A 23,225-nucleotide genomic window follows, 5' to 3' on the forward strand; every position below is an offset into this window, starting at 1 on the left:
AATGGCAGTTAAGAGTGATGAATTTAAGCAGTTTTTAATTAACGGTTTAAAGCTTGAAGATATTGGTGTAGATGATATTAATGATGATGATGCACTTTTTGGTGATGAAGGCTTAGGTTTAGACTCTGTTGATTCTATTGAATTAGTTTTAATTATCGAAAAAGAATATGGTATTAAAATAAATAATAGTGAACAATATCAAGAAATATTTAAATCTGTAAATAGTTTATTAAAATATATAAATGACAATAAATAACAAAGTATATATAAATTATTTTGATTCTGTATCTTGTGCAGGAAATGATTCTTTAGAATTATTTCAATCTGTATGTGAACAAAAAGATACTATTTTTACTGATACAAGTTATATAAAAGAAAAAGTTGTTGCTATTGGTAAAGTATCTAAAGATGAAAATCTGCAAAATATTTTATTAAAAAGATGTGAAAAGTTATTGGAAGAGACAAAATTAGTTGATTTTTCAAAAACTTTATTAATTGTAGGTTCTTCTGTTGGTGGAATGGATGAAACTGAAAGACTTTTTTTTCAAAATGCAAATTATAAAAAAATCAATTATAAAAAACATCCAGTTGATGCAATTGCTTATCATTTAAAAGAAAAATTTTCTTTTTATGATGATGTATCTTTTTCAACAGCTTGTACTTCAAGTGCAAATGCTTTAGGTTATGCAAAAGAAGTTATATCAAAAGGTATTTATGAAAATGTGTTAGTTATTGGAATAGATACATTATCTTATACAACTGTCTGTGGTTTTTCAGCGTTAAGTGTATTATCATCAAAACCATGTACTCCTTTTGATAAAAATAGAGATGGTATGAATGTTTCAGAAGGGTTTGCAATTTTATTACTTCAAAATAAAAAAGAAGAGAATTCTATTGAACTTTGTGGAGTAGGATATAGCTCTGATGCCCATCATATGACTCAACCCCATCCAGAAGGATTGGGAGCAAAAAGTGCAATGCAAAATGCTATTTATGATGCAAAATTAAATATTAATGATATTTCTTATATTAATGCTCATGGAACAGGAACGTATGCAAATGATTTTTCAGAACTAAATGCTATAAATTCTTTGTTTATTGATAAAAAACCAAAAGTAAGTTCAACAAAATCTATTACAGGACACACTTTAGGTGCTGCTGGTGCAATTGAAGCAGTCATTTGTTGTATGATTTTACAAAATCAAATAATTCCCCCAAATAAAGGTTTAGTTGAACCTGAAATAGATGGAATAAATTATTCAATGGAAATATCAAAAGAGAGGGTTAATTATGCAATTAGTAACTCTTTTGCTTTTGGTGGAAATAATACTTCTTTAATTTTTGGAATAACAAAATGAAAATAAATTTAGAAATATTAGAAAGCTCATATTTATTTGGGAATAAAGAAATAGAAAATCTTAATACAAAAGAGTTAGTTCCCACAATGGTATTAAGAAGAAGATTAACAAAAGCTGCAAAATTAGTTATCGAATTAATTAATAATGTAAATTTTAATAATGGAAGAATAATTTACGGTACAGCTTATGGAGAACTTTTAGCTACATCAAATATTTTAAATGCCATATTAAAAAATGATATATTATCTCCAACAGATTTTCAAAATTCTGTATACAATACTGCTGTTTCTTATTCATCTATTTTATTTAAAAATAATAGTGAAATTTTAACAATTTCTTCAGGTGATGAAACTTCTTTAAAAGCTTTAAAAGTGGGTGCGATAAAAGCACTAGATGGAGATGAATTGTTATTAATTTGTACAGAAACATTAAATATTGACAATATAGAAGAAGTGAACAATTGTATAGAATATTTGGAAGTTGCAGTTGCGTTAAAAGTTAGAGTTACAGATCAAGCTGCAACAATAGATATAAATAATATTTCAAATGAAGGTTTTCCAAAATCAGTGGAGCACTTTATGTATATTGCAAAAAAATTTTCAAATGATAAAAAAAATATTATTGAAGTTGATTTATAATGAAACTACCACATCAAGAACCAATTAGATTTGTAAAAGAGTTATTAGAAATAGATGCTGAATATGCATTTGTTTCTTGTATTTTCCCTCATCCCCCAACTTTAGCTATGGTTTGTGAAGCAGCAGCTCAAAGTAGTGCTGCATTTGCACAAGATGATAAAAATATAACTATGGGATTTTTGGTCTCTTTAAAAGATATAGAATTGTTAAATAATCTAGTTTATGATAATTATATTATTAAAATAAAAAGAGAGATGGTATTTGGTTCTATGAGTGAATTTAGATTTGAGTTATTAAATAATTCTACTATTTATGCAACAGGTAATTTAGTTATTGCCTTACAAGATGAAAACTCTAAGTAAAATCACTCTTTTTCTAATTTTAATTAGCTCATATTTATCTGCTAATATATTTTATATAGATGAACCTGTTCTTAATAGTAAAGTTTATATGGAAATACATGGCGATAAAAAGAATGAAGCAATTGTTTTTGTTCATGGATTAGGTGATGAAGCTTCTACAATCTGGAAAGATAGTGTTGAAAAGTTAAAAGAAAATTATTATGTAATAATTTTTGATTTACCTGGATTTGGAAAATCTTCTAAAAGTAGTGCTGAATATACTCCTGAAAAATATGCTTTAGTTCTTGATTATATTGTTTCAAAATATATTAATAAACCTTTTTATTTGATTGGTCATTCAATGGGTGGTGCAATTAGTATAAAGTATACGACATTATTTGAAAATAAAATAAAAAAATTATTTTTAATAAATTCAGCTGGTATTTTACATCGAGATGCTTATGGAGAATTTTTAATTAAAGTAGGAGTTGATAAATTTGTTGATGCAAAAGAGAGTGATTTTTTAAACACTAAAATAACAAATTTTATGTCAAAAGTTACAAATGGATTAAATAAGATGGTTAATGTTGATTTATATACCATCGTAAGAAATGATGAATTAAGACAACTAGTATTTCAAAAAAATTCAACAGCAATTGCAGCTATTGGTTTAATGACAGAAGTTTTTTTTGATATTAATAAGATAAATGTTCCAACTCTTATTTTATGGGGAGAAAATGATGATGTGGTTCCTATACGAGTAGGGTATATTTTAAATAAGTTGATAAAAAACTCAAATTTAGAAGTCATTAAAAATTCAGGACATGTTCCTATATTGGATTCAAAAGAGGTTTATCTAAATTATTTGGATAAATTTTTAAATAAAGAAATAGAAAAAAAAGAGAAAAATCAGACTAAAGTTTACTCTAAAGATGAAAAGACAATAATAGCAAATAACACTAAAATAAATTGTAATTCTAGAATTTTAAAAATTATAGATTCAAAGAATCTTCAATTAAATAATTGTAATTTAGAAAAATTAATTATTGTAAATTCAACAGTTTCTTTGATAGATTCAAATATTAATTCAGATAATGTTGCAATAAGTGCTACAAATTCTATTCTTAATATAACGTCAAGTGATATTAAAGGAAGAATAGCAATTGAATTAAATAATTCAAAACTAGATATAGCAGGAACAAATTTAGTTTCTTCTGAAATTTCTATTTTAAGTAAGGGTATTAATCAAGTAATATTTTCTTTGACAACTTTAATTGGACCAATTACAACTAAAGTTTTTCATAAAAAAGTAACAATGCAAAATAATAATAAATTTTAGGATAAAAATGAGAAAAGAATTTTTTAAAAATAATGATAACTTAAATGCTTTAGATGCTCAGTATGAAGCACAAAAAATAGCTTTTGCTCCTATTATATTTCAAGTAGCTAGAACAATGAGAGATTTAAAATTATTAGAATTATTGTCAAAAAATAAAGATGGATTAACTTATTTAGAACTAGCAAATAAATCTAATTTAACAAAATATGCAGTCCAAGTTTTATGTGAAACTGCGTTAAGTGCAAATATAGTTTCGATAAAAGATGAAAAAGTTTTTTTAACAAAAATAGGATTTTTTATAAATAGCGATAGAATGACAAATGCTAATATGAATTATAATCATCATGTTAATTATTTAGGATTGTTCAATTTAGAAGAATCAATCAAAAATGGAAAAGCTGAAGGCTTAAAAGTATTTGGAAATTGGGAAACAATTTATCCAGCTTTATCAACATTACCTGAAGAGGTTAAGAATAGTTGGTTTGAATTTGACCATTTATATTCTGATTCAGGATTTCCAAAAGCAATAAAAATTTTAAAAAATTTAAAGCCTAAAAATATTTTGGATATTGGTGGAAATACAGGAAAATTTGCTACGTTATTTGCAAAAGAAAATCCTGAAATAAATATTACTATTATGGATTTACCACAACAAGTAAAATTAGCAAAACAAACAATTTATGAAAATAATATTACAAATGTTTCAACTTATGAGGGAAATATATTGTTAGATGAAACTTTAGTTCCAAAAGGGTTTGATATTATTTGGATGAGTCAATTCTTGGATTGTTTTAAGGAAGAACAAATAGTTAATATTTTAAATAAAATTAGAGATTCGATTGATGATAATGCTGAAATTTGTATTATGGAACCATTTTGGGATAGACAAAATAATGAAACAGCCTCTTTTTGTGTTATAAATACTTCACCATATTTTACAGCAATGGCAAATGGGTATAGTAAAATGTTTAAATATACAGATTTTGAAAAATTACTTATTGAATCAGGTCTTAATGTAATCGAAACAATTGATGATATAGGATTATGCCAAACAATAATTAGATGTAAAAAATAGTTAATTTAATATAAAATTTTAGTTTAATTTTTTTCTAAGTATTTACAATTAACAAAGTCAAATAATGTTAAGATTCAACAATTAAAATAAAGGTTGTTTATGTTTAAAATAATATCAGAGAGTTCAATACGTATAAAAACGGCATTAGTTCTTTTTTTTGTATTTATATTAGTATCATATTTTGATACATTGTTTTTAGTTTGGTTATTTCTTGGATTTTTTATGATAGTAGGTGTATCAGAATCAAGAAAATTATTTGGGTTAGAACACAATTATCTTATTTTTCAATACTCAGCTATTATATGGATTGCAGCTTATTTTTATCCAAATCCTATGGAATTAGTTTTTGTATCATTGATTGCAATAGCATCAATAATTGCATATAGAAAAAAAACAAATCCTAAAATTATTTTACCAATTTTATATCCTTTAGTTTCTTTTTTATTTTTATTATCTTTATATATTGAATTTGGGATACAAGTTTTATGGTGGTTATTATTTGTTGTAGCAAGTGCAGATACTGGTGCTTATTTTGTAGGTAAAAGTATAGGAAAAACTAAATTTTGTGAAACAAGTCCTAAAAAAACGGTTGAAGGTGTTATTGGAGGAGTTTTATTAGCTGGAATATTAGGTCCATTATTTGCTTTAAGTGGTATTTCTTATGGTTCAGCATTAGTTATTTCTTTGGTTGTTGCTGTTTCTTCAATATTTGGAGATTTATTTGAAAGTTATTTAAAAAGAGAAGCAGGGGTAAAAGACAGTGGTTCTCTTTTACCTGGACATGGTGGAGTTTTAGATAGAACAGATGGATTTTTATTTGGAGCTGTTATAATGCTTGTTCTTTTAAGGATTGTTGTTTGATCCTTCTTGGAAGTACAGGATCAATTGGTGTAAATACTTTAAATATTGCACGTAAATTTAATTTAAATGTTGAAGTTTTAGTAGCTGGAAGAAATATAGAGTTACTAAATCAACAAATAAAAGAATTTAATCCAAAAAAAGTTGTAATTGATAGAGAAGAAGATATAAAACTTGTTTGTCACAACAACATCTCTTTTGGAGAAGAAGCAATTTTAAATGCCATACAAGAGAGTTCATCAAATACTGTTGTAAATGCACTTGTAGGATTTTTAGGTCTAAAACCAACTTTAAAAGCTATAGAGTGTGGGAAAAAAATTGCTCTTGCAAATAAAGAATCTTTAGTTGTAGCCGGAAAATTTATAGACCAAAAAAACTTACGTCCAATAGATAGTGAACACTTTGGTCTTTGGTATTTACTTCAAGATAAAAAAATAGATTCAATGCTTATAACTGCAAGTGGTGGTTCTTTTAGGGATTATCCACTTGAAAAACTTCAGAATGTTTCCATAAAAGAAGCGTTAAATCATCCAAACTGGTCAATGGGAAATAAAATAACTATTGATAGTGCAACTATGACAAATAAAATGTTTGAGCTACTTGAAGCTGCTTGGCTTTTTGATACAAAAAAATTGGATGCAATAATTGAAACAAAATCTTTAATTCATGCTTTAATAAATTTTAAAGATGGAAGTACAACCGCCCATATAGCAAATGCTTCTATGCAACTTCCAATTGCATATGCAATACTTGGACATTGTGATGAGCAAATTTTAAAGCCAGTTGATTTGGTTGAAATTACAAATTTAGAATTTAGAAAAATAGAGAGTTCAAGATATCCAATTTGGAATATTAAAGATGAAGTATTAAATAATCCTGATTTAGGAGTAGTTTTAAATGCAGCAAATGAAGTGGCTGTTTCTAAATTTTTAAGTTCACAAATTGGTTTTATGGATATTTCAAAAATGACTTTAAATGCAATTAATAAATTTCATAATTTAAAAGCTAATAATATAGAAGATATTTTTGAAATTGATAAACAAGTAAGGAATTATTGTGAGTCTTGATTTACTTATTCCTTTTGCAATACTTCTTATTTTGGTTATATATTTGATATATACAAGAAATAGTTTTGAAAAAAATATCGTAAGTTTATATGAAAAAAAATTCGATGAATGGAAAAAACATAGTACAATAGATAAAGAGCAAACTTCACATAAAGAGTTAGTAGGTTTGATTTATAAAAAAGATTATAAATTAAGCATAGAATTAATTGATAAAAGTGTTGAATCACAGTTAAGTAGAGGGAAGTTTGAGGTAACTAATCTAAAGGATAGCTAATGAAATATTTGTTTTTAATATTTGTTTTATTCAATTTTATTGAAGCAAAAATTTATAGAGATGGCTCAAAAGAGATAGTTATTGATGATAGTGCAAAATTAATGTGGGTTGATAATGTTTCAGTTATTAAAAATATGAAAAATCATGATGATGGTGAAAAATATTGTAATGAGATAACACATGGTGGTTTTAGCAATTGGAGACTTCCAAAAATAGAAGAGTTTGAATTAATTGTAGATAAAAAAAATACAAGAAATTATATCAATAAAGCATTTAAATATAATGTTCCTGATGGATATTGGGCATATAAAGCACATTGGAGAACTTTTTGGTATTATGCTGATTATATGCATTTTGTAAGTGGAACACCATATTTTGATAGCAGGCATAAAACTAAATATATTAGATGTGTAAGAGATTATTAATAAGGATTAAAAATTGAGTAAAAGAGTTTTAATACTTCATGGATTAAGTGGAAGTGATTTTCCACATTGGCAATCACAGTTAGCTATGGATTTAATAAAAGAGAACTTTATTGTCTCTTTTCCTTCTTTTCCTAATAAAAATGAGCCAAAGTTAAATGAATGGAAAGAGTTCTTAAAAAAAGAGCTAGAACATTTTAAACCAAATATTGTAGTTTGTCACTCATTAGCAAATATTTTATGGTTTCATACTTGTGATGAACTTGATATAAAACTTGATAAATTAATGTTAGTTGCACCTGTTTCAAGAAATAGAGATATTCCTGAAGCGAAAACCTTCTTCCCTTATCCAATAGCAAAAGATTTAAAAGCAAATGAAATAATTATGGCAGCTTCAACAAATGACCCATATATGAGTATTGAAGAAGCTATAGAACTTCAATCTAAATTGAATATCGGTATGAAAATTATGGAAAATGCAGGACATATAAATGCAGCTTCTGGATTTGGAAAACTTGATTGTGCATTAGATTGGATAAAAAGAGTTGATGAATGTCAAATAAATGAAGAGTTAGAAAAATGATTTTGAGTATAGAATCTTCATGTGATGATAGTTCTCTTGCTATAACAGATATAAAAACTAATAAATTAATTTATCATAAAAAAATATCTCAAGAGATACAACATAGTTTTTATGGAGGAGTAGTTCCTGAGCTTGCAGCTAGGCTTCATGTTGAGGCATTACCAAAAATTCTTGAAGAGTGTAAAGAATATTTTCCTTCATTAAAAGCAATAGCTGTTACAAATGCACCAGGACTATCTGTTACTTTAACAGAAGGTGTAACAATGGCAAAAGCTTTATCTATTTCTTTAAATCTTCCATTAATTGCTGTTAATCATCTAAAAGGACATATCTATTCACTTTTTATTGAAAAAAATGAAGTTTTACCAATGACTGTTTTATTAGTTTCAGGTGGACATACTCAAATTATTGAAGCAAATAGTTTATACGATATGAAAGTAATTGCAAGTACAATGGATGATAGTTTTGGAGAGAGTTTTGATAAAGTTTCTAAAATGTTAGGACTTGGATATCCAGGTGGACCAATTGTTCAAGAGTATGGTTTAAAAGGTGATGAAAATAGATTTGAATTACCTATTCCTCTTAGCCAAAGTTCTAAAATAGAGTTCTCTTATTCAGGACTTAAAAATGCAGTTAGAATGCAAATAGAAAAGCTTGAAAATCAAGAAGGTGGAATTAAAGAACAAAATAAATATGATCTTTGTGCATCTTTTCAAAAAACGGCAGTTTTACATATTATGCAAAAATTAAAAAAACTATTTAAACAAAAAACTCCAAAAAATTTCGCAATAGTGGGTGGAGCTAGTGCTAATATATATTTACGTTCACAGCTTGAAGAGTTATGTAAAAAATCAAATACAAATTTATATCTTAGTGAATTAAAATATTGTGCTGATAATGCAGCGATGATTGGACGAGTTGCAGTTGAGCAATATAAACAAAATGATTTTATTAGAATTAAAGATATAGATGTTCAATCAAGAATCAAGGAGTTAGTATGGGCTTAGCAGATAAATTAGCTTTTGGATTGGGTGCAAAACTAGAGGGAAATAGTTTTGATACAGTAAAAGAAGATAAAAAAAAACCAAAAAAATCATCAAATGAAATAATTCCAAAAAATCAACATCAATTAGTTTTTACTTTTGAAAAAAGAAATGGAAAACCAGTTACAAATGTAGGAAGATTTAATATCTCTTTGGATGAAAAAAAAGAAGTTCTAAAACTTCTAAAGAAAAAACTAGCTTGTGGTGGAGCTATAAATGAAGAGTGGCTTGAACTTCAAGGTGATGTAAAAGATAAAATAAAAATTATTTTAGAAAGTGATGGTTGGAAATTTAGAAAATAAAAGGAATATGAAATGCAAAAAATATTTGATGAGGTTACTTCCTTAGATAAAAGATGTTATGAAGAGTTTTTTTTAACAGAAGATATTTTGATGGAACATGCATCAAATTCTATTGCTTTATATATTAATCAAAATTTATTTGATAAAAAATCTATTTTAATAGTTTGTGGAAGTGGGAATAACGGTGCTGATGGAATCGCACTAGCAAGGCTTTTATCCTCAAAATTTGAAGTGAATTTATATCTAGCAAATGAGCCAAAATCTTATATGGCACAACAACAATTTAAAAGAGTAAAAGCTTTGAATATAAAAATAATAGATGAAATTTTTGAAGCAGATATTATAGTTGATTGTTTGTTTGGAACAGGTTTGAATAAACCTTTAGATGAAAAATTTATAAATCTTATAAATACTCTAAATTCTTATAACTCTTTTAAAATTGCATGTGATATTCCAAGTGGAATAAATAGTTTGGGACAAGTTAATACTATAGCTTTTGAATCTGATATTACAATTACAATGGGAGCTTTAAAAACTTCACTTTTTAGTGATGTATCAAAAGATTATGTTGGTGAAATAATAGTTGTAAATTTAGGCGTTCAAAGAGATATATATGAAATAGAAGCTAATAAATTTTTATTAGATGAAAGTGATATGAAACTTCCTTTTAGAAATAAAAAAAATTCACACAAAGGTTCATACGGACACTTAAATGTAGTTGCAGGTTGTAAAAAAGGTGCTGGAATAATTGCTGCAAAAGCAGCATTTGGATTTGGAACTGGACTTGTAAGTGTAGTTTGTCATGAAAATTTAGATTTACCTTATCATATTATGCAAACACATTTTATTAGTGAAAATTGTAGTGCAATTGCTATTGGAATGGGTTTAGGAAAATATGAAACTGATGAAATTAGAAAAATATTAAATAAACCAATTCCAAAAATAATAGATGCAGATTTGTTTCATGATAAGCTAATTTGTGAAGTTTTAGACCAAGAAATAGTTTTAACTCCACACCCAAAAGAGTTTATTTCTTTATTAAAACTTTGTGAAATAGCTGATGTTTCTATTGAAGAATTACAGAATAATAGATTTTTATATGTGGAAAAATTTTGTAAAAAATATCCAAATGTAGTTGTAGTTTTAAAAGGTGCAAATGTGATTATTGCACAAAATGAAAAACAATATGTAAATAGTTTTGGAAGTGCAGTTTTAAGTAAAGGTGGAAGTGGTGATGTTTTAAGTGGTCTTATAGGCTCATTATTAGCACAAGGATATAAACCACTTGAATCAGCAATAACTGCGAGTTTAGCTCATACTTTAGGCGCAAAAAATTATAAAAAAAACAATTATTCTTTAATTCCATCTGATTTAGTAGAGGAGATTAGAAAATTATGAAAGCAGTAATTATTCAAACAACTTGTGCTTCAAAAGAAGAAGCGCAAAAAATTGCAAAAGTTTTAATTGAACAAAAACTTGCCGCATGTGTACAATTATCTCAAATTGAATCTTTTTATACTTGGAAAGACGAGTTTTATTGTGATAATGAAACACTTCTAAACATAAAAACAAGAAAAGCAAATTTTGAAAAAATTAAAAGCAAAATATTAGAATTACATAGTTATGATTTGCCTGAAATTATTCAACTCGATATTACAAATGCAAGTGAAGAATATTTAAAATTTATAAAAGGAAATACAATATGAGTGATATTTTAAAAATAGGTAAATATGAATTTAATAGTAGATTAATTGTTGGAAGTGGTAAATATAAAGATTTTCAAACAACTAAAGATGCAACATTAGCTTCAGGTTCTGAACTAATAACAGTTGCTATTAGAAGAGTAAATATTACAAACCCAAATGAAGAGAATTTATTAGATTATTTCAAAGATACAAATGTAAAACTTTTACCAAATAGTGCAGGGTGTTTTACAGCTGAAGAAGCAATTACAACTTTTAGACTGATGAGAGAAGCTACAGGAATTGATATTATTAAACTTGAAGTTATTGGTGATGCCCAAAAAACTCTTTATCCAGATGTAATTGAAACAATTAAAGCTTGTGAAATTCTGAAAAAAGATGGTTTTACAATTATGGCATATACAAATGATGATCCTATTATTGCAAAAAGATTAGAAGATTCAGGAGCTGATGCTATTATGCCATTAGCTGCACCTATTGGTTCTGGTCTTGGGATTCAAAATAGATACAATATTGCATTTATTAAAGATGCTGTAAAAGTTCCAGTTATTGTTGATGCGGGTGTTGGATGTGCAAGTGATGCAACAATTGCTATGGAATTAGGTGCAGAAGCTGTTTTAACAAATACAGCAATTGCTTGTGCAACAAATCCAATACAAATGGCTGAAGCTATGAAGTATGCAGTAATTGCAGGAAGAATGGGATATAAAGCAGGAAGAATCCCTAAAAAACCTTATGCAACGGCTAGTTCTCCTATTGATGGATTAATTCAATTTTAATAGATATTGAGGAAATTTTGAAAATTTTTAAGATTTCCTCAAAAAAGACTTGACAAATGTTAAAAAACTTAATATAATTCCGTCCACTTTTTGTGAAACTTCAGTTTGTCGGGGCGTAGCGCAGTCTGGTTAGCGCACCTGGTTTGGGACCAGGGGGCCGGAGGTTCGAATCCTCTCGCCCCGACCATTTAATTAATTTAAATCTTGTGGTAGGTATAGCTCAGTTGGTTAGAGCATCGGGTTGTGGTTCCGAGGGTCGTGGGTTCGAGCCCCATTATCTACCCCATTTATTTTTAGTGCTTCCATAGCTCAGCTGGATAGAGCAACGCCCTTCTAAGGCGTAGGCCGTACGTTCGAATCGTACTGGGAGTACCACTTTTTGGTTTAGATTTATATCTAAATCTTTTTTTATAAAAAAATTTGCGGATGTGGTGAAATTGGTAGACACGCCAGACTTAGGATCTGGTGCCTCACGGTGTGGAAGTTCGAGTCTTCTCATCCGCACCACCATATGAAGCGGGAGTAGCTCAGTTGGCTAGAGCTTCTGCCTTCCAAGCAGACTGTCGCGAGTTCGAGTCTCGTCTCCCGCTCCATTTTTAAAGCCTTATATAAAAAGTTTTTTACTTGTTATATAAGGCTTTTTTTAACCTTATTTTTTAGTGCTTCCATAGCTCAGCTGGATAGAGCAACGCCCTTCTAAGGCGTAGGCCGTACGTTCGAATCGTACTGGGAGTACCACTAAGCGGGAGTAGCTCAGTTGGCTAGAGCTTCTGCCTTCCAAGCAGACTGTCGCGAGTTCGAGTCTCGTCTCCCGCTCCACTTTAAAAAAATCATATAAACTTTATTTTAATATCACTTTAAATATCAAATCTTTATTTTAATTACCTAATTTATAAGCATAAAAAAAGCTCTTATAACTTAAGTTATAAGAGCTTTAAAATTATATTTGAATGTTTCTTATTTAAATATCGATAAAAGAACACCAGCAGCGACTGCTGAACCAATAACACCAGCAACATTAGGACCCATCGCATGCATTAATAATACATTCGATTTATCATAAAGTTGACCTTCTTTACTTACAACCCTCGCTGCCATTGGTACAGCTGATACTCCAGCTGCTCCAATTAAAGGATTTATCTGATTATCTTTTGAACTAACTAAATTCATTAATTTAGCCATTATAACACCCATAGCTGTTCCTGCTGCAAATGCTAAAAGACCTATTGCCATAATTCCCATTGTCTCTGCTACTAAGAACTGCTCTGATGCTAATTTTGAACCAACACCTAATCCTAAGAAGATTGTTACAATATTAATTAATGCATTTTGCATTGTATCAGAAAGTCTATCAATAACTCCTGATTCTTTTGCAAAATTTCCAAAACAAAATGCTCCAATCAATGGTGCAGCATCTGGTAAAATTAATAATGTTAAACATAAAACAACTATTGGAAATACAATTTTCTCTACTTTTGACACTTTTCTTAATGTCGACATCTTTATTTTTCTCTCATTAACTGTTGTTAATGCTCTCATAATTGGAGGTTGAATTACAGGTACTAATGCCATATAAGAATAAGCAGCAACAGCAATAGCTCCAAGTAATTCAGGTGCAAGTTTTGAGGCAACAAAAATAGACGTTGGTCCATCAGCTCCACCAATAATTGATATAGCAGCAGCTTGTTCTAATGAAAAATTAATTCCTGGAACATATTGTGACAATATAACTGCACCTATAAGAGAACCAAAGATTCCAAATTGTGCAGCTCCACCTAATAAAGCTGTTTTTGGGTTAGCTAATAATGGACCAAAGTCTGTCATAGCTCCAACACCCATAAATATTAAAAGTGGGAAAAATTGATTAGTAATACCCATATCATAAATAATTCCCAGCATCCCATCAGGTCCTGCCATATTTGCTATTGGAATATTTGCTAATAAACCACCAAATCCAATTGGAATTAAAAGTAATGGTTCAAATCCTTTTTTAATTGCTAAATAAAACAGTAAAAAACAGATTAAAATCATTATAATTCTTCCATAACCTTGAGCAAACAAACTCATATCTTTTCCATGAGAATCTTTTACTCCCTCTTTTGGTTCAAATAATGCTTTTATACCTGTAGTTGCATAAAAAGTTTGAACTAATTCACCCATTGTTTTTGAGTGATATGGTTCTTTCTCTTGTTGCTCTACTACAACCGTATTTGAAGCTAAGCTATTTGACGAAAAGATTGTAAAGCAAAGAAAAAAAGCTATAAAAATATTTTTTATCATTTACGACCTTCTAATAAACATTAACCAATAATGGCTAATGTTTGTCCTTCATCTACTGCTTGTGCAGGATTTACTAATATCTTTGTAATAACACCTGAAACTGGAGCTGTTATATCAATTTCCATTTTCATTGCTTCAAGGATAATAATTTGTTGATCTTTTTCAACTCTATCACCTTCTTTTACAAGTATTTTCCAAACAGCACCATTTACAGCAGCTGGAACTTCTGTTCCACCATTTGAAGCAACAGGAGTTGATGAAGTTGTTGTATTTGAGTTAGCAACAGGAGTTACTTGAATATCTGCGTTACCTTCTGCGATACTTACATTAAATCTTTGACCATCAACTACAACTGTATAGTTTCCACTTGCATTTGCCATTTTGTTTTCTCCTAATTTACAATCTTTATCATTTTCACAAACAGAATCATTTTTTCTAACATTTAAAGGTGCTTCACCTTTTAAAAATGCTATTCCTTTTTCATCACAGGCAGCTGCAATAAAAATATTCTCTTCAGTTGTTTCTATACCTTCTATTTCTAATCTTTGTTTCCATACTGATATTCTTTTTTTCTCATCAGCATCAGCTATATCTAAAGGATTCAAAGTAGTTGGTTCTAGTTTTAGTTTTTCACTTGCTAGTTTTACAATTTCAGCATCAGGAGCAACAGGAGTTTTACCAAAGTAACCTAAAACCATTTTTCCATAACCAGGAGCTATTTGTTTCCAAGGACCAAACATTACATTTGCATATGCTTGTTGCCAATAAAATTGTGAAACAGGAGTTACAGATGTTCCATATCCACCACGTTCAACTACTTCTTGCATTGCTTTTATAACTTCAGGAAATTTATCTAAAGTACCATTATCTCTCATCATTTGAGTATTTGCAGTTAATGCACCACCTGGCATTGGAGAGAATGGGATTAAAGGAGATACTTGAGTAGCTTCTGGTGGAATAAAGTAATCTTTTAAGCAATCTTTTAAAACTTCTTCATATTTTAAAATTTTATCTATTTCTAAACCACCCAAGTCAAAATTTTTACCTTTTACTGCATGAAGCATAGTAAGAATATCTGGTTGAGAAGTTCCTCCACTTACAGGTGATGCAGCTAAATCAATACCATCAGCTCCAGCTTCTAAAGCAGCTAAATAACATGATACTGAAACACCTGCTGTTTCGTGAGTATGAAGTCTAATATGAGTATCATTTCCTACTAATCTTCTTGCCATTTGTATTGTTTCATAGATTTTTTGAGGAGATGAAGTTCCTGAGGCATCTTTAAAGCAGATTGAATCATAAGGTAATCCACTATCAAGAATATTTCTTAATGTTTTTTCATAAAAAGCAACATCATGAGCGCCAAAGCATCCTGGAGGTAAATCCATAAGTGTTACAACAACTTCATGATTTAATCCATATTTTTTTATACATTCAGCACTATATTCAAGGTTTTGTACATCATTTAATGCATCAAAGTTTCTGATTGTTGTTGTTCCATGTTTTGCAAATAATTTTGCATGTAAGTCGATTAATTCTCTTGAACCCGTATCAAGCATAACTGTATTTATACCACGAGCTAAGGTTTGTAAGTTTGCATTTGGACCTACGATTTCTCTAAATCTATCCATCATATCAAATGCATTTTCTTGTAAGTAGAAGAACAATGATTGGAATCTTGCTCCTCCTCCAAATTCAAAGTGATTTATTCCAGCATCTTTTGCAGCTTCTACAGCTGGAAAAAAATCATTCATTAAAACTCTTCCTCCAAAGACAGATTGGAATCCATCTCTAAAGGTTGTATCCATAATATCTATGTACTTTTTAGACATTTTAACCCTTTAGATTTTTATGATGTTGCACTGTGGCAACTATTGCAGCTATTTTTGCAGACTCTGATTTTACGTTATTGGTATGATTACTCATTGGGGGTACATTTACAACTTTTTTCTCTTCTTGTGGAAAAATCTTTGTTAATATTATCCCTTGAGCTTTTAGGATTAGTATCATTATTGCTAAAAATGCAAATACTACTCCCATCCCCAAAAACATAAACTTTATTGACTCTGTTATTAAGTTTATCTCTTCCATAAAGAAATCCTTTATTTTTAATAAATCACCAAAATGATTCAAACGGCGTAATTTTAGAGAAATTTAATAAAATCTTCTTCTTATTTAGTGCAATAAAAATTGTTTTATAGTGCTTATTTTATAGTTTATATTTGCTACAATACGATTATGAAGAAAGAAACCTTACAAAAACGAACAAAAATAGCAAATGATATTATGTATTATATTTATACTCACATTGAAACACATATAGATATAGAAGAACTAAGTATTGATTTGGGTGTAAGTAAATTTCACATGCATAGAATTTTTAAAGAAGCATTTGGAAAAAATATTTATGAAAGTATAAAATCAATAAGACTTCAAAAAGCTTCAAATTTACTTTTAACAAATAAGTATTCAACTATTTCAAATATAGTAAATCAATGTGGATATTCATCTTTATCATCTTTTATTAAAATATTTAAAGAGAGATTTGAAATGAGTCCAAAAGAGTGGAAAAATGGTGGGTATAAAGAATATTCTCATAAAATATTATTGCAATCACAAAATGCAGTACATTCAAAAGCAAAATTTGATTCCATTACACCAACAATCGTAAAAATGCCAGCAATTGAGAGTTTTTATATTAGAAATAAAGGTTATAATGAAAATATAAAAGAGACTTGGCAAAAGCTTCAAACATGGGTTCTTACAAATAATATTAATTCATATAAAAGAATAGCTCTTTTTCATGATAATCCAACTATTACACCTTTGAGTGAGTGTCAGTATATAGGTTGTATAAAAGTGGATGATACAAAAGAGATAAAAAGTGATAGATTACCAAATTTTAAAATTGCTGAAGGAGTTTATGCAAAATTTGATTTAAAAGGTAAAACAGGAGATGTATTACCTTTTATTCATTGGGTTTATCATGAGTGGCTTCCAAAAAGTGAATATGAAACAACGACAAAACCCTCTTATGCAATTTATGAAAAATTAGATTTTTTAGATGAAAATGGAGAATTTGAACTTAGTTTTTATGTTTCTATAAATTTTTAAAGAAAAACTACTATAATTGCAAAAATTTATTTTTAAAAAGGTCAAAAATGTTTTTATTTTTAGGGGCAATTGTTGCAGGTTTTGCAATTCTTGTTTGGAGTGCAGATAAGTTTGTAGAAGGAGCCGCTTCAACAGCTAAACATCTTGGAATGCCAAGTTTATTAATTGGTATTTTAATAGTTGGATTTGGTACAAGTGCACCTGAAATGGTGGTTTCAGCAATAGCAGCAATGGAAGGAAATCCTGGACTTGCACTTGGAAATGCAATAGGTTCAAATATTGTAAATATAGCCTTGATTTTAGGAATTACGGCAATTGTTGCGCCAATTACTGTAAATTCAAAAATAGTTAGAAAAGAGATACCACTTTTATTATTAATAGTGTTATTTTCGGGATATTTACTTTTTGATAATACTTTGACATTTGTTGAAGGGATTGTTCTTTTAGTTGGGTTTTTTAGTTTAATTGGCTGGTCTATTTATGCTGCAATTAAAGGTAAAGGTGATGCTTTAGAATCTGAAATGGATGATGAACTAATAGAACATGAAATGAGTTTAAAAGCTGGAATTCTTTGGCTTATATTAGGTCTTGTTTTATTAATAGCAAGTTCTAGACTTTTAGTTTGGGGAGCTGTTGGAGTTGCTACTGAATTTGGAGTAAGTGATTTGATAATTGGTCTTACAATTGTAGCTCTTGGAACTTCTTTACCTGAACTAGCAGCTTCAGTTATAGCTGCACGTAAAGGTGAGCATGATATTGCTATTGGAAATGTTGTTGGTTCTAATATGTTCAATCTTTTAGCAGTTATTGGAATTGCTGTGGTAATAGCTCCTATGAATAATATTCCATATGAAGTTTTACAAAGGGATTGGATAATAATGTTACTTTTAACAATAGCTCTTTTATTTATGGCTTATGGATTTAGAAATAAAGAAGGAAAAATTACAAGATTAGAAGGATTTATTCTTGTTATTTGTTATGTAGCATATAATACTTATTTAGGAATGACACTTACAGGAAATATATAAAATAAGGCTTTAAAGCCTTATTTTAAAAAGATTCCCATTCCTCTTCATTTTGTGTAGATTTTTTTTCTACAGATTCTTTTATTTCAGGTTCTACAATTTTTTTAGATTTGATAACGGAAGTTTCTTTAATGGATGCATTTTCTTTTTTTGAGGATTTGCTAGTTATTTCATTTTTCCCTGTAAACTCTTTTTTCATTGCATCTGCAACAATCTCTTTTGCAATATTATCTGTTTCTAAAGCAATTTCTTTTGTTTGTGAAGCAATTTGTGCATTTTGTTGAGTTTGTCTATCAAGTCCTGTTACAGCATCGTTTATTTGTGTAATCCCTGCTTCTTGCTCTTTTGAAGCTCTTGCAATTTCTTCAATTGTTTGAGTAGTTTTTGTGATATTCTCAAGTAATTCTTCATATCCTTGAATCATTTCATAACTAATTGATTTACCATGTTTAGCTTTATTAGTTGCATTTTCAACAATAGTTTTTATCTCTTTTGCAGCTTCAGCACTTCTACTTGCAAGATTTCTAACTTCTTGAGCAACAACTGCAAATCCTTTACCAGCTTCTCCAGCAGTTGCTGCTTCAACAGCTGCATTTAATGAAAGAATATTTGTTTGGAAAGCAATTTGGTCAATTACACTAATTGCTTCATTTATTAGATTAACTTGATTTGTAATATCATCCATTGCACTTGTTGTACTTCTTGCCAATTCTTGACCTTTTTTAGCAGAAGAACTAACTTGCTCTGAATATTTAGCCATTTGAGCAACATTTGTTGCATTACTTATTACTGTTGAAGTTATCTCTTCTAATGCCGCTGCTGTTTCTTCAAGTGATGCTGCTGCTTGATTCGAACTTGTATTTAATATTTCAACATTTTTAAGAAGTTTATCAGAACCATTATCTAAAGTTAGACCAATACTTAAAGATTGTTTTAGTAAATTAGAAATAACATCACCTAAATCATTTATGATAACAGCAACTTTTGCATAAGGTTCAGGAAATCTTGCTGTAAAATCTTCTTTTTTAAATCTTTCAAGAACAGAAATTAATGTATTTAAATCTCTTGCTATTGTATGTTCTAAATAATCTTGTAATTTATCAAGTAGGATTTTTAATTCTTTTAAACTTGGATTATCAGAATCTTTTTCTATTTTTACTAGCATATTTCCGTTGCTTAATTCATTTATAAATCTTGTAACATCATTTACAAAATCATTATCTTTTTTAATTGAAGTTTCAGTTTTTACAATATTATCATTTATTATTTGTGCCATTTGACCAAATTCATCCTTAGATGAAATTTCAATAATTGATGATTTTTTTGTCTCATTATTTAAAAATGAGAAGAAACCTGTAATTCCATTTTTAACTTTTTCTAGAGAATTTATAATTAAATTTATTGAAAAAATTGTAAAAATTAAACCAATAGATGAAATTATTAAAAATACAACAATAGTTATAATAACTGATCTATCAGCAATTACAATAGAATCATTCATCATATCAAGTGAATATTTAACAGTTCTATTTTTTTGATCAATAATTAATTTCCCAAATTCATTTGAAATAGGAACCATTATATCAACTCTATTTTTGTATTGTAAAAGTAGATTTTTTTGTGTCTCTAAATCTTGATTAGTTTTTAATTCTGAAATTAATCCATCAAGTTCAATATAAATATCTCTCCAACTTTTATAAGCATCATTTATTTTTTGTGCGGCTTTTTTCCCAGCTTCAGTATTTCTAGGAATTGAATTGAAATTTTTCCAGTTTTCATCTATACTTTTCCAACTCTCTTCTCTTTGGGTAGCTATTTTTTCAAGAGTATTTTTTATATTTGAACTTCCATCCAAAGTTAAAACTTCAAGTGTTTGAGCTCTTATAGCCATTCTCTCAGTATTTAGATTTCCTAAACTTAAAAGTGCAGGAACTCTCTCTTCTCCAATTTTGTGCATATCTTTAGACCAAGTTTTAGCATTGTCAAATGCAATAAATCCAATAAGAGCTAAACCAAAAAGTAAAATTCCAGATAATAGACGTAATCTATTTTTTACAGACATAAAGACTCCTTTTTATAAAAAGATACATTATTATATGATTAAATCTCTTAAAATGGCGATATTTATAATATTTTAGAATATATTTAATATAATAATTTTTTAACTAAAGGAATAATTTTTGAATAACTTAATTTCAAATACAAATGTAGATAATTTTTATAATCATCTTTTAAAATTACTTTTAGAATCTAAATCATTTATTTTTAATGTAGCTTTTATAAATTTTTCAGGAGTTCAACTTTTATTGGAAGTTTTTTCAAAACTAGAAAATAAAAATATAAAAGGAAAAATTTTAACTTCTACATATTTAAACTTTACTCAAATAAAAGCCTTAGAAAAATTAAAAGAATTTTCAAATATAGAATTAAAAATATATGATTGTAACTCTACAAACATTGGATTTCATTCTAAATCTTATATCTTTGAATTTGATGATTTTTATGAAGTAATGGTTGGTTCTTCAAATATTACAGCAAGTGCTTTTAAAACAAATATAGAATGGAATGTAAAAACAACTTTGAAAAAAGATGATGAATATTTAATAAATATTTTAAATGAATTTAATAATTTATGGAAAGAGTCATTTGAAGCAGATGAAGATTTTTTAGAAAAATATTCAAAATTTATAGAAAATCAAAAAAAAGAGTTTTTGCCAACTTTTTTATATAAACAAAATATAAAAATAAATATTATGCAAAAAAATGCTCTAGAAAAATTAAAAATTTTAAGGCAAAAGAATCAAACAAAAGCTTTGATAATTGCAGCAACAGGAAGTGGAAAAACATACCTTAGTGCTTTTGATGTGAAGGATTTTAAAGCAAAAAGAGTTCTTTTTTTAGTTCATAGGGAAAATATTTTAATAAGTGCAAAACAGAGTTTTGAAAATATTATAGAAAATAGAAGTTTTGGATTATTTACAGGAAATAAAAAAGAGAAAAGTAAAGATTATATTTTTTCAACTATTCAAACAATGAGTTTATATTATAAAGAGTTTAAAAAAGATGAGTTTGATTACATCATAATTGACGAATCTCATCATGTCACAAGCCCTACATATAAAAAAGTGATAGAGTATTTTCAACCAAAATTTTTATTAGGATTAACTGCAACATCAAACAGAATGGATGGAAACTCTATTTATGAAATTTTTGATGAAAATATCGCTTGTGATATAAGACTAAATGATGCTTTGGAATATGATTTAATAACTCCTTTTCACTATTTTGGAATAAGTGATATAAAATCTATTGATTATGAAAATGTTGATTTAACTAAAATTGATGTTTTAGCCAAACTTTTAAGTGTAAATAAAAGAGTAGATTACATAATAAAACAGATGAATTTTTATTCTTTTACAGGAGTTAAAAGAAAAGCTATTGGATTTTGTGTTTCAAAAGAGCATGGAACTTTTATGAGTGAAGAGTTTAATAAAAGAGGTATAAACTCAACTTTTTTATCAAGCGAAGATAGTGTTATAAATAGAGTTAAATATATAGAAAAATTAGAAGATGATAATGATGTTTTAGAAGTGATTTTCACCGTTGATATTTTTAATGAAGGAGTTGATATTCCTTCAATCAATACAGTTCTTTTTTTACGTCCTACAAATTCACCTATTGTTTTTATTCAGCAGTTAGGTCGAGGTTTAAGAAAATCTAAAAACAAAGAGTTTTTAACTGTTCTTGATTTTATTGGAAATCATAAAAAAGCTTATTTAATAGCACTTGCACTTGCTGGAAATAAAGCTATTGATAAAGATAGTTTGAAACTTTTTTTATCAAATAACTTTGCAAATTTTAAAAATGCACATATTTGTATGGATGAAATCTCTAAACAAAGAATTTTAGAGCAAATAGAAAAAGAGAATTTTAATAGTTTAAAATATCTAAAAGAGCAATATTTTGAATTTAAAACTTTAATGAACAATAAAATTCCAAAGCTAGTCGATTTTTTACATTTTAATGATGTAATTAATCCAATAAAATTTATAAATGAGAGTTATTCGTATATTGAGTTTTTAGCAAAAGTTGAAAACAAAAATGAATTAAAAGAGTTAGTTTTAAATGAAGAATTTAAAAAATCTATTAGATTTATAGAAAATTTACTTCCAATAAAAAGAGTTTATGAATTTGTGATTTTAAAATATCTTTTAGAAAATGATTTTTGTGATGAAAATATTGCTTTTAGAATCTTAAATAAATATTTAAATAGAGTTGATAAAGAGACTATTGTTCATTGTTTTTCTTTTTTAAATCAAGATTTTTTAGATAAAGCTCAAATAAATAGATATTTAAAATTAATTGATTTTGATGGAAAAAAAGTAGTAAAAACAGATGACTTTACAAAACTTTTGGAAAATAAAAAATATAAAGAGATTTTTGAAGATAGTTTAAATTATGGAATTTATCTTTATGAAAAAGAGTTTGGTAGTGTTGATTTTGGGAAGCCATTTTTAAAGCTTTATGGAAAATATAATATGTTAAATATTGCCAAGCTTTGTAATTTCCCAAAAATTCATAGTTCATTTAGAGGAAGTGGATTTTTGAAGTATGAAAATGATTTCTTTTTATTTATAAATTTAGAAAAAGAGAAATTTTCAAAATCAGAAAAGTACAATAATACTTTTTTATCAAAAGAAATTTTTACATATCAAAGTAAGCCAAGTCATACGCAAATTAGCCAAGATGGAAAAAAGCTATGTAAAAATAAAGATTTTGGTGTAAAACTTCATATTTTTATGAGAAAATTTACGCAAGTTGATAAAAAAACACAAGATTTTATATATTTAGGATTAGCTAATACGGTTTATTATGAGGGTAATAAGCCAATTAGTTTACATTTAAAGCTAGAAAAATCTCTGAATGATGAACTATATTTTGAATTTACAAAATTTGTATAAAATAATTTATCTTTATTTTATTTAACTTCGATAATATTCGCAAAAAATTGCATCTAAATAGGA

General features: G+C 27.7%; 22 protein-coding genes, 7 tRNA genes and 2 pseudogenes. 26 read left to right on the forward strand and 5 right to left on the reverse strand.

Annotated elements, in window-relative coordinates:
* The first annotated feature begins 1 nt into the window (after position 1).
* The 23 genes from AAQM_RS01035 (at position 2) to AAQM_RS01145 (ending at position 12,601) form a co-directional block, all read left to right on the forward strand.
* On the forward strand, positions 2-256 hold the full coding sequence (locus AAQM_RS01035) for a phosphopantetheine-binding protein (protein ID WP_129094067.1): 255 nt from the start codon (positions 2-4) through the stop codon (positions 254-256).
* Entirely contained in the window at positions 243-1,358 is a 1,116-nt protein-coding gene (locus tag AAQM_RS01040) for a beta-ketoacyl-[acyl-carrier-protein] synthase family protein (RefSeq protein WP_129094066.1), read from the forward strand. Before AAQM_RS01035 ends, AAQM_RS01040 begins: the two co-directional genes overlap by 14 nt.
* Positions 1,355-1,996: a beta-ketoacyl synthase chain length factor gene (locus AAQM_RS01045; protein WP_129094065.1), complete on the forward strand. Its 642-nt coding sequence runs from the start codon at positions 1,355-1,357 to the stop codon at positions 1,994-1,996. Before AAQM_RS01040 ends, AAQM_RS01045 begins: the two co-directional genes overlap by 4 nt.
* Positions 1,996-2,358: a hypothetical protein gene (locus tag AAQM_RS01050; RefSeq protein WP_129094064.1), complete on the forward strand. Its 363-nt coding sequence runs from the start codon at positions 1,996-1,998 to the stop codon at positions 2,356-2,358. The genes AAQM_RS01045 and AAQM_RS01050 overlap by 1 nt, the downstream gene beginning before the upstream one ends.
* Positions 2,342-3,676, forward strand: a complete 1,335-nt coding sequence (locus tag AAQM_RS01055) for an alpha/beta fold hydrolase (protein WP_129094063.1) — start codon at positions 2,342-2,344, stop codon at positions 3,674-3,676. The genes AAQM_RS01050 and AAQM_RS01055 overlap by 17 nt, the downstream gene beginning before the upstream one ends.
* 7 nt (positions 3,677-3,683) lie before the next feature.
* Positions 3,684-4,751, forward strand: a complete 1,068-nt coding sequence (locus AAQM_RS01060; protein WP_129094062.1) for a class I SAM-dependent methyltransferase — start codon at positions 3,684-3,686, stop codon at positions 4,749-4,751.
* Between the two features lie 99 nt (positions 4,752-4,850).
* A complete protein-coding gene (locus tag AAQM_RS01065; RefSeq protein WP_129094061.1) occupies positions 4,851-5,612 on the forward strand; it encodes a phosphatidate cytidylyltransferase in 762 nt (253 codons plus the stop codon).
* The gene (gene dxr, locus AAQM_RS01070) at positions 5,609-6,676 is read left to right on the forward strand and encodes a 1-deoxy-D-xylulose-5-phosphate reductoisomerase (protein ID WP_128986045.1); all 1,068 of its coding nucleotides are present in this window, start codon (positions 5,609-5,611) and stop codon (positions 6,674-6,676) included. Before AAQM_RS01065 ends, dxr begins: the two co-directional genes overlap by 4 nt.
* The gene (locus AAQM_RS01075) at positions 6,666-6,950 is read left to right on the forward strand and encodes a hypothetical protein (protein WP_129094060.1); all 285 of its coding nucleotides are present in this window, start codon (positions 6,666-6,668) and stop codon (positions 6,948-6,950) included. The genes dxr and AAQM_RS01075 overlap by 11 nt, the downstream gene beginning before the upstream one ends.
* Entirely contained in the window at positions 6,950-7,375 is a 426-nt protein-coding gene (locus AAQM_RS01080) for an Lcl C-terminal domain-containing protein (RefSeq protein ID WP_129094059.1), read from the forward strand. The genes AAQM_RS01075 and AAQM_RS01080 overlap by 1 nt, the downstream gene beginning before the upstream one ends.
* Before the next feature lie 13 nt (positions 7,376-7,388).
* Positions 7,389-7,955: an RBBP9/YdeN family alpha/beta hydrolase gene (locus AAQM_RS01085; protein WP_129094058.1), complete on the forward strand. Its 567-nt coding sequence runs from the start codon at positions 7,389-7,391 to the stop codon at positions 7,953-7,955.
* The gene (gene tsaD, locus AAQM_RS01090; RefSeq protein ID WP_129094057.1) at positions 7,952-8,962 is read left to right on the forward strand and encodes a tRNA (adenosine(37)-N6)-threonylcarbamoyltransferase complex transferase subunit TsaD; all 1,011 of its coding nucleotides are present in this window, start codon (positions 7,952-7,954) and stop codon (positions 8,960-8,962) included. The genes AAQM_RS01085 and tsaD overlap by 4 nt, the downstream gene beginning before the upstream one ends.
* Entirely contained in the window at positions 8,953-9,300 is a 348-nt protein-coding gene (locus AAQM_RS01095; protein ID WP_129094056.1) for an SUI1 family translation initiation factor, read from the forward strand. The genes tsaD and AAQM_RS01095 overlap by 10 nt, the downstream gene beginning before the upstream one ends.
* Positions 9,301-9,312: 12 nt before the next feature.
* Complete coding sequence (locus AAQM_RS01100; RefSeq protein WP_129094055.1) at positions 9,313-10,698, forward strand: NAD(P)H-hydrate dehydratase; 1,386 nt, start codon at positions 9,313-9,315, stop codon at positions 10,696-10,698.
* Positions 10,695-11,006, forward strand: a complete 312-nt coding sequence (cutA, locus tag AAQM_RS01105) for a divalent-cation tolerance protein CutA (protein ID WP_128986052.1) — start codon at positions 10,695-10,697, stop codon at positions 11,004-11,006. Before AAQM_RS01100 ends, cutA begins: the two co-directional genes overlap by 4 nt.
* The gene (locus AAQM_RS01110; protein WP_129094054.1) at positions 11,003-11,782 is read left to right on the forward strand and encodes a thiazole synthase; all 780 of its coding nucleotides are present in this window, start codon (positions 11,003-11,005) and stop codon (positions 11,780-11,782) included. The genes cutA and AAQM_RS01110 overlap by 4 nt, the downstream gene beginning before the upstream one ends.
* 109 nt (positions 11,783-11,891) lie before the next feature.
* Positions 11,892-11,969 (forward strand) — tRNA-Pro (locus tag AAQM_RS01115).
* 22 nt (positions 11,970-11,991) lie between these two features.
* Positions 11,992-12,068: transfer RNA gene (locus AAQM_RS01120), tRNA-His, on the forward strand.
* Positions 12,069-12,080: 12 nt separating this feature from the next.
* Positions 12,081-12,157: transfer RNA gene (locus tag AAQM_RS01125), tRNA-Arg, on the forward strand.
* A 47-nt stretch (positions 12,158-12,204) separates the two neighbouring features.
* Positions 12,205-12,289, forward strand: a tRNA-Leu gene (locus tag AAQM_RS01130).
* 9 nt (positions 12,290-12,298) lie between these two features.
* Positions 12,299-12,375 (forward strand) — tRNA-Gly (locus tag AAQM_RS01135).
* A gap of 68 nt (positions 12,376-12,443) precedes the next feature.
* Positions 12,444-12,520, forward strand: a tRNA-Arg gene (locus AAQM_RS01140).
* Between the two features lie 4 nt (positions 12,521-12,524).
* Positions 12,525-12,601 (forward strand) — tRNA-Gly (locus AAQM_RS01145).
* A 138-nt stretch (positions 12,602-12,739) separates the two neighbouring features.
* Here AAQM_RS01145 and AAQM_RS01150 read toward each other — a convergent pair.
* The 3 genes from AAQM_RS01150 to AAQM_RS01160 are packed head-to-tail and all read right to left on the reverse strand — an operon-like array spanning position 12,740 to position 16,153.
* Positions 12,740-14,062, reverse strand: coding sequence for a sodium ion-translocating decarboxylase subunit beta (locus AAQM_RS01150; RefSeq protein WP_216678751.1), 1,323 nt, complete (start codon positions 14,060-14,062; stop codon positions 12,740-12,742).
* Between the two features lie 20 nt (positions 14,063-14,082).
* Complete coding sequence (locus tag AAQM_RS01155) at positions 14,083-15,894, reverse strand: biotin/lipoyl-containing protein (protein WP_129095826.1); 1,812 nt, start codon at positions 15,892-15,894, stop codon at positions 14,083-14,085.
* A gap of 1 nt (position 15,895) precedes the next feature.
* Complete coding sequence (locus AAQM_RS01160) at positions 15,896-16,153, reverse strand: OadG family protein (RefSeq protein WP_129095825.1); 258 nt, start codon at positions 16,151-16,153, stop codon at positions 15,896-15,898.
* 147 nt (positions 16,154-16,300) lie between these two features.
* Here AAQM_RS01160 and AAQM_RS01165 point away from each other — a divergent pair, with 147 nt between their 5' ends.
* On the forward strand, positions 16,301-17,176 hold the full coding sequence (locus AAQM_RS01165; protein WP_129096104.1) for an AraC family transcriptional regulator: 876 nt from the start codon (positions 16,301-16,303) through the stop codon (positions 17,174-17,176).
* A gap of 47 nt (positions 17,177-17,223) precedes the next feature.
* Positions 17,224-18,204, forward strand: coding sequence for a calcium/sodium antiporter (locus tag AAQM_RS01170; protein WP_129096103.1), 981 nt, complete (start codon positions 17,224-17,226; stop codon positions 18,202-18,204).
* Positions 18,205-18,226: 22 nt separating this feature from the next.
* Here the strand turns inward: AAQM_RS01170 and AAQM_RS12820 are convergent.
* A pseudogene (locus AAQM_RS12820) lies at positions 18,227-19,066 on the reverse strand (methyl-accepting chemotaxis protein); the annotation flags it as partial.
* Between the two features lie 825 nt (positions 19,067-19,891).
* A pseudogene (locus AAQM_RS12825) lies at positions 19,892-20,263 on the reverse strand (MCP four helix bundle domain-containing protein); the annotation flags it as partial.
* A 118-nt stretch (positions 20,264-20,381) separates the two neighbouring features.
* Between AAQM_RS12825 and AAQM_RS01180 the strand changes: the two are divergent.
* Positions 20,382-23,162: a DUF3427 domain-containing protein gene (locus AAQM_RS01180; RefSeq protein ID WP_129096101.1), complete on the forward strand. Its 2,781-nt coding sequence runs from the start codon at positions 20,382-20,384 to the stop codon at positions 23,160-23,162.
* Positions 23,163-23,225: the final 63 nt, after the last annotated feature.

Source organism: Arcobacter aquimarinus, from assembly GCF_013177635.1.
Lineage (GTDB): Bacteria > Campylobacterota > Campylobacteria > Campylobacterales > Arcobacteraceae > Aliarcobacter > Aliarcobacter aquimarinus.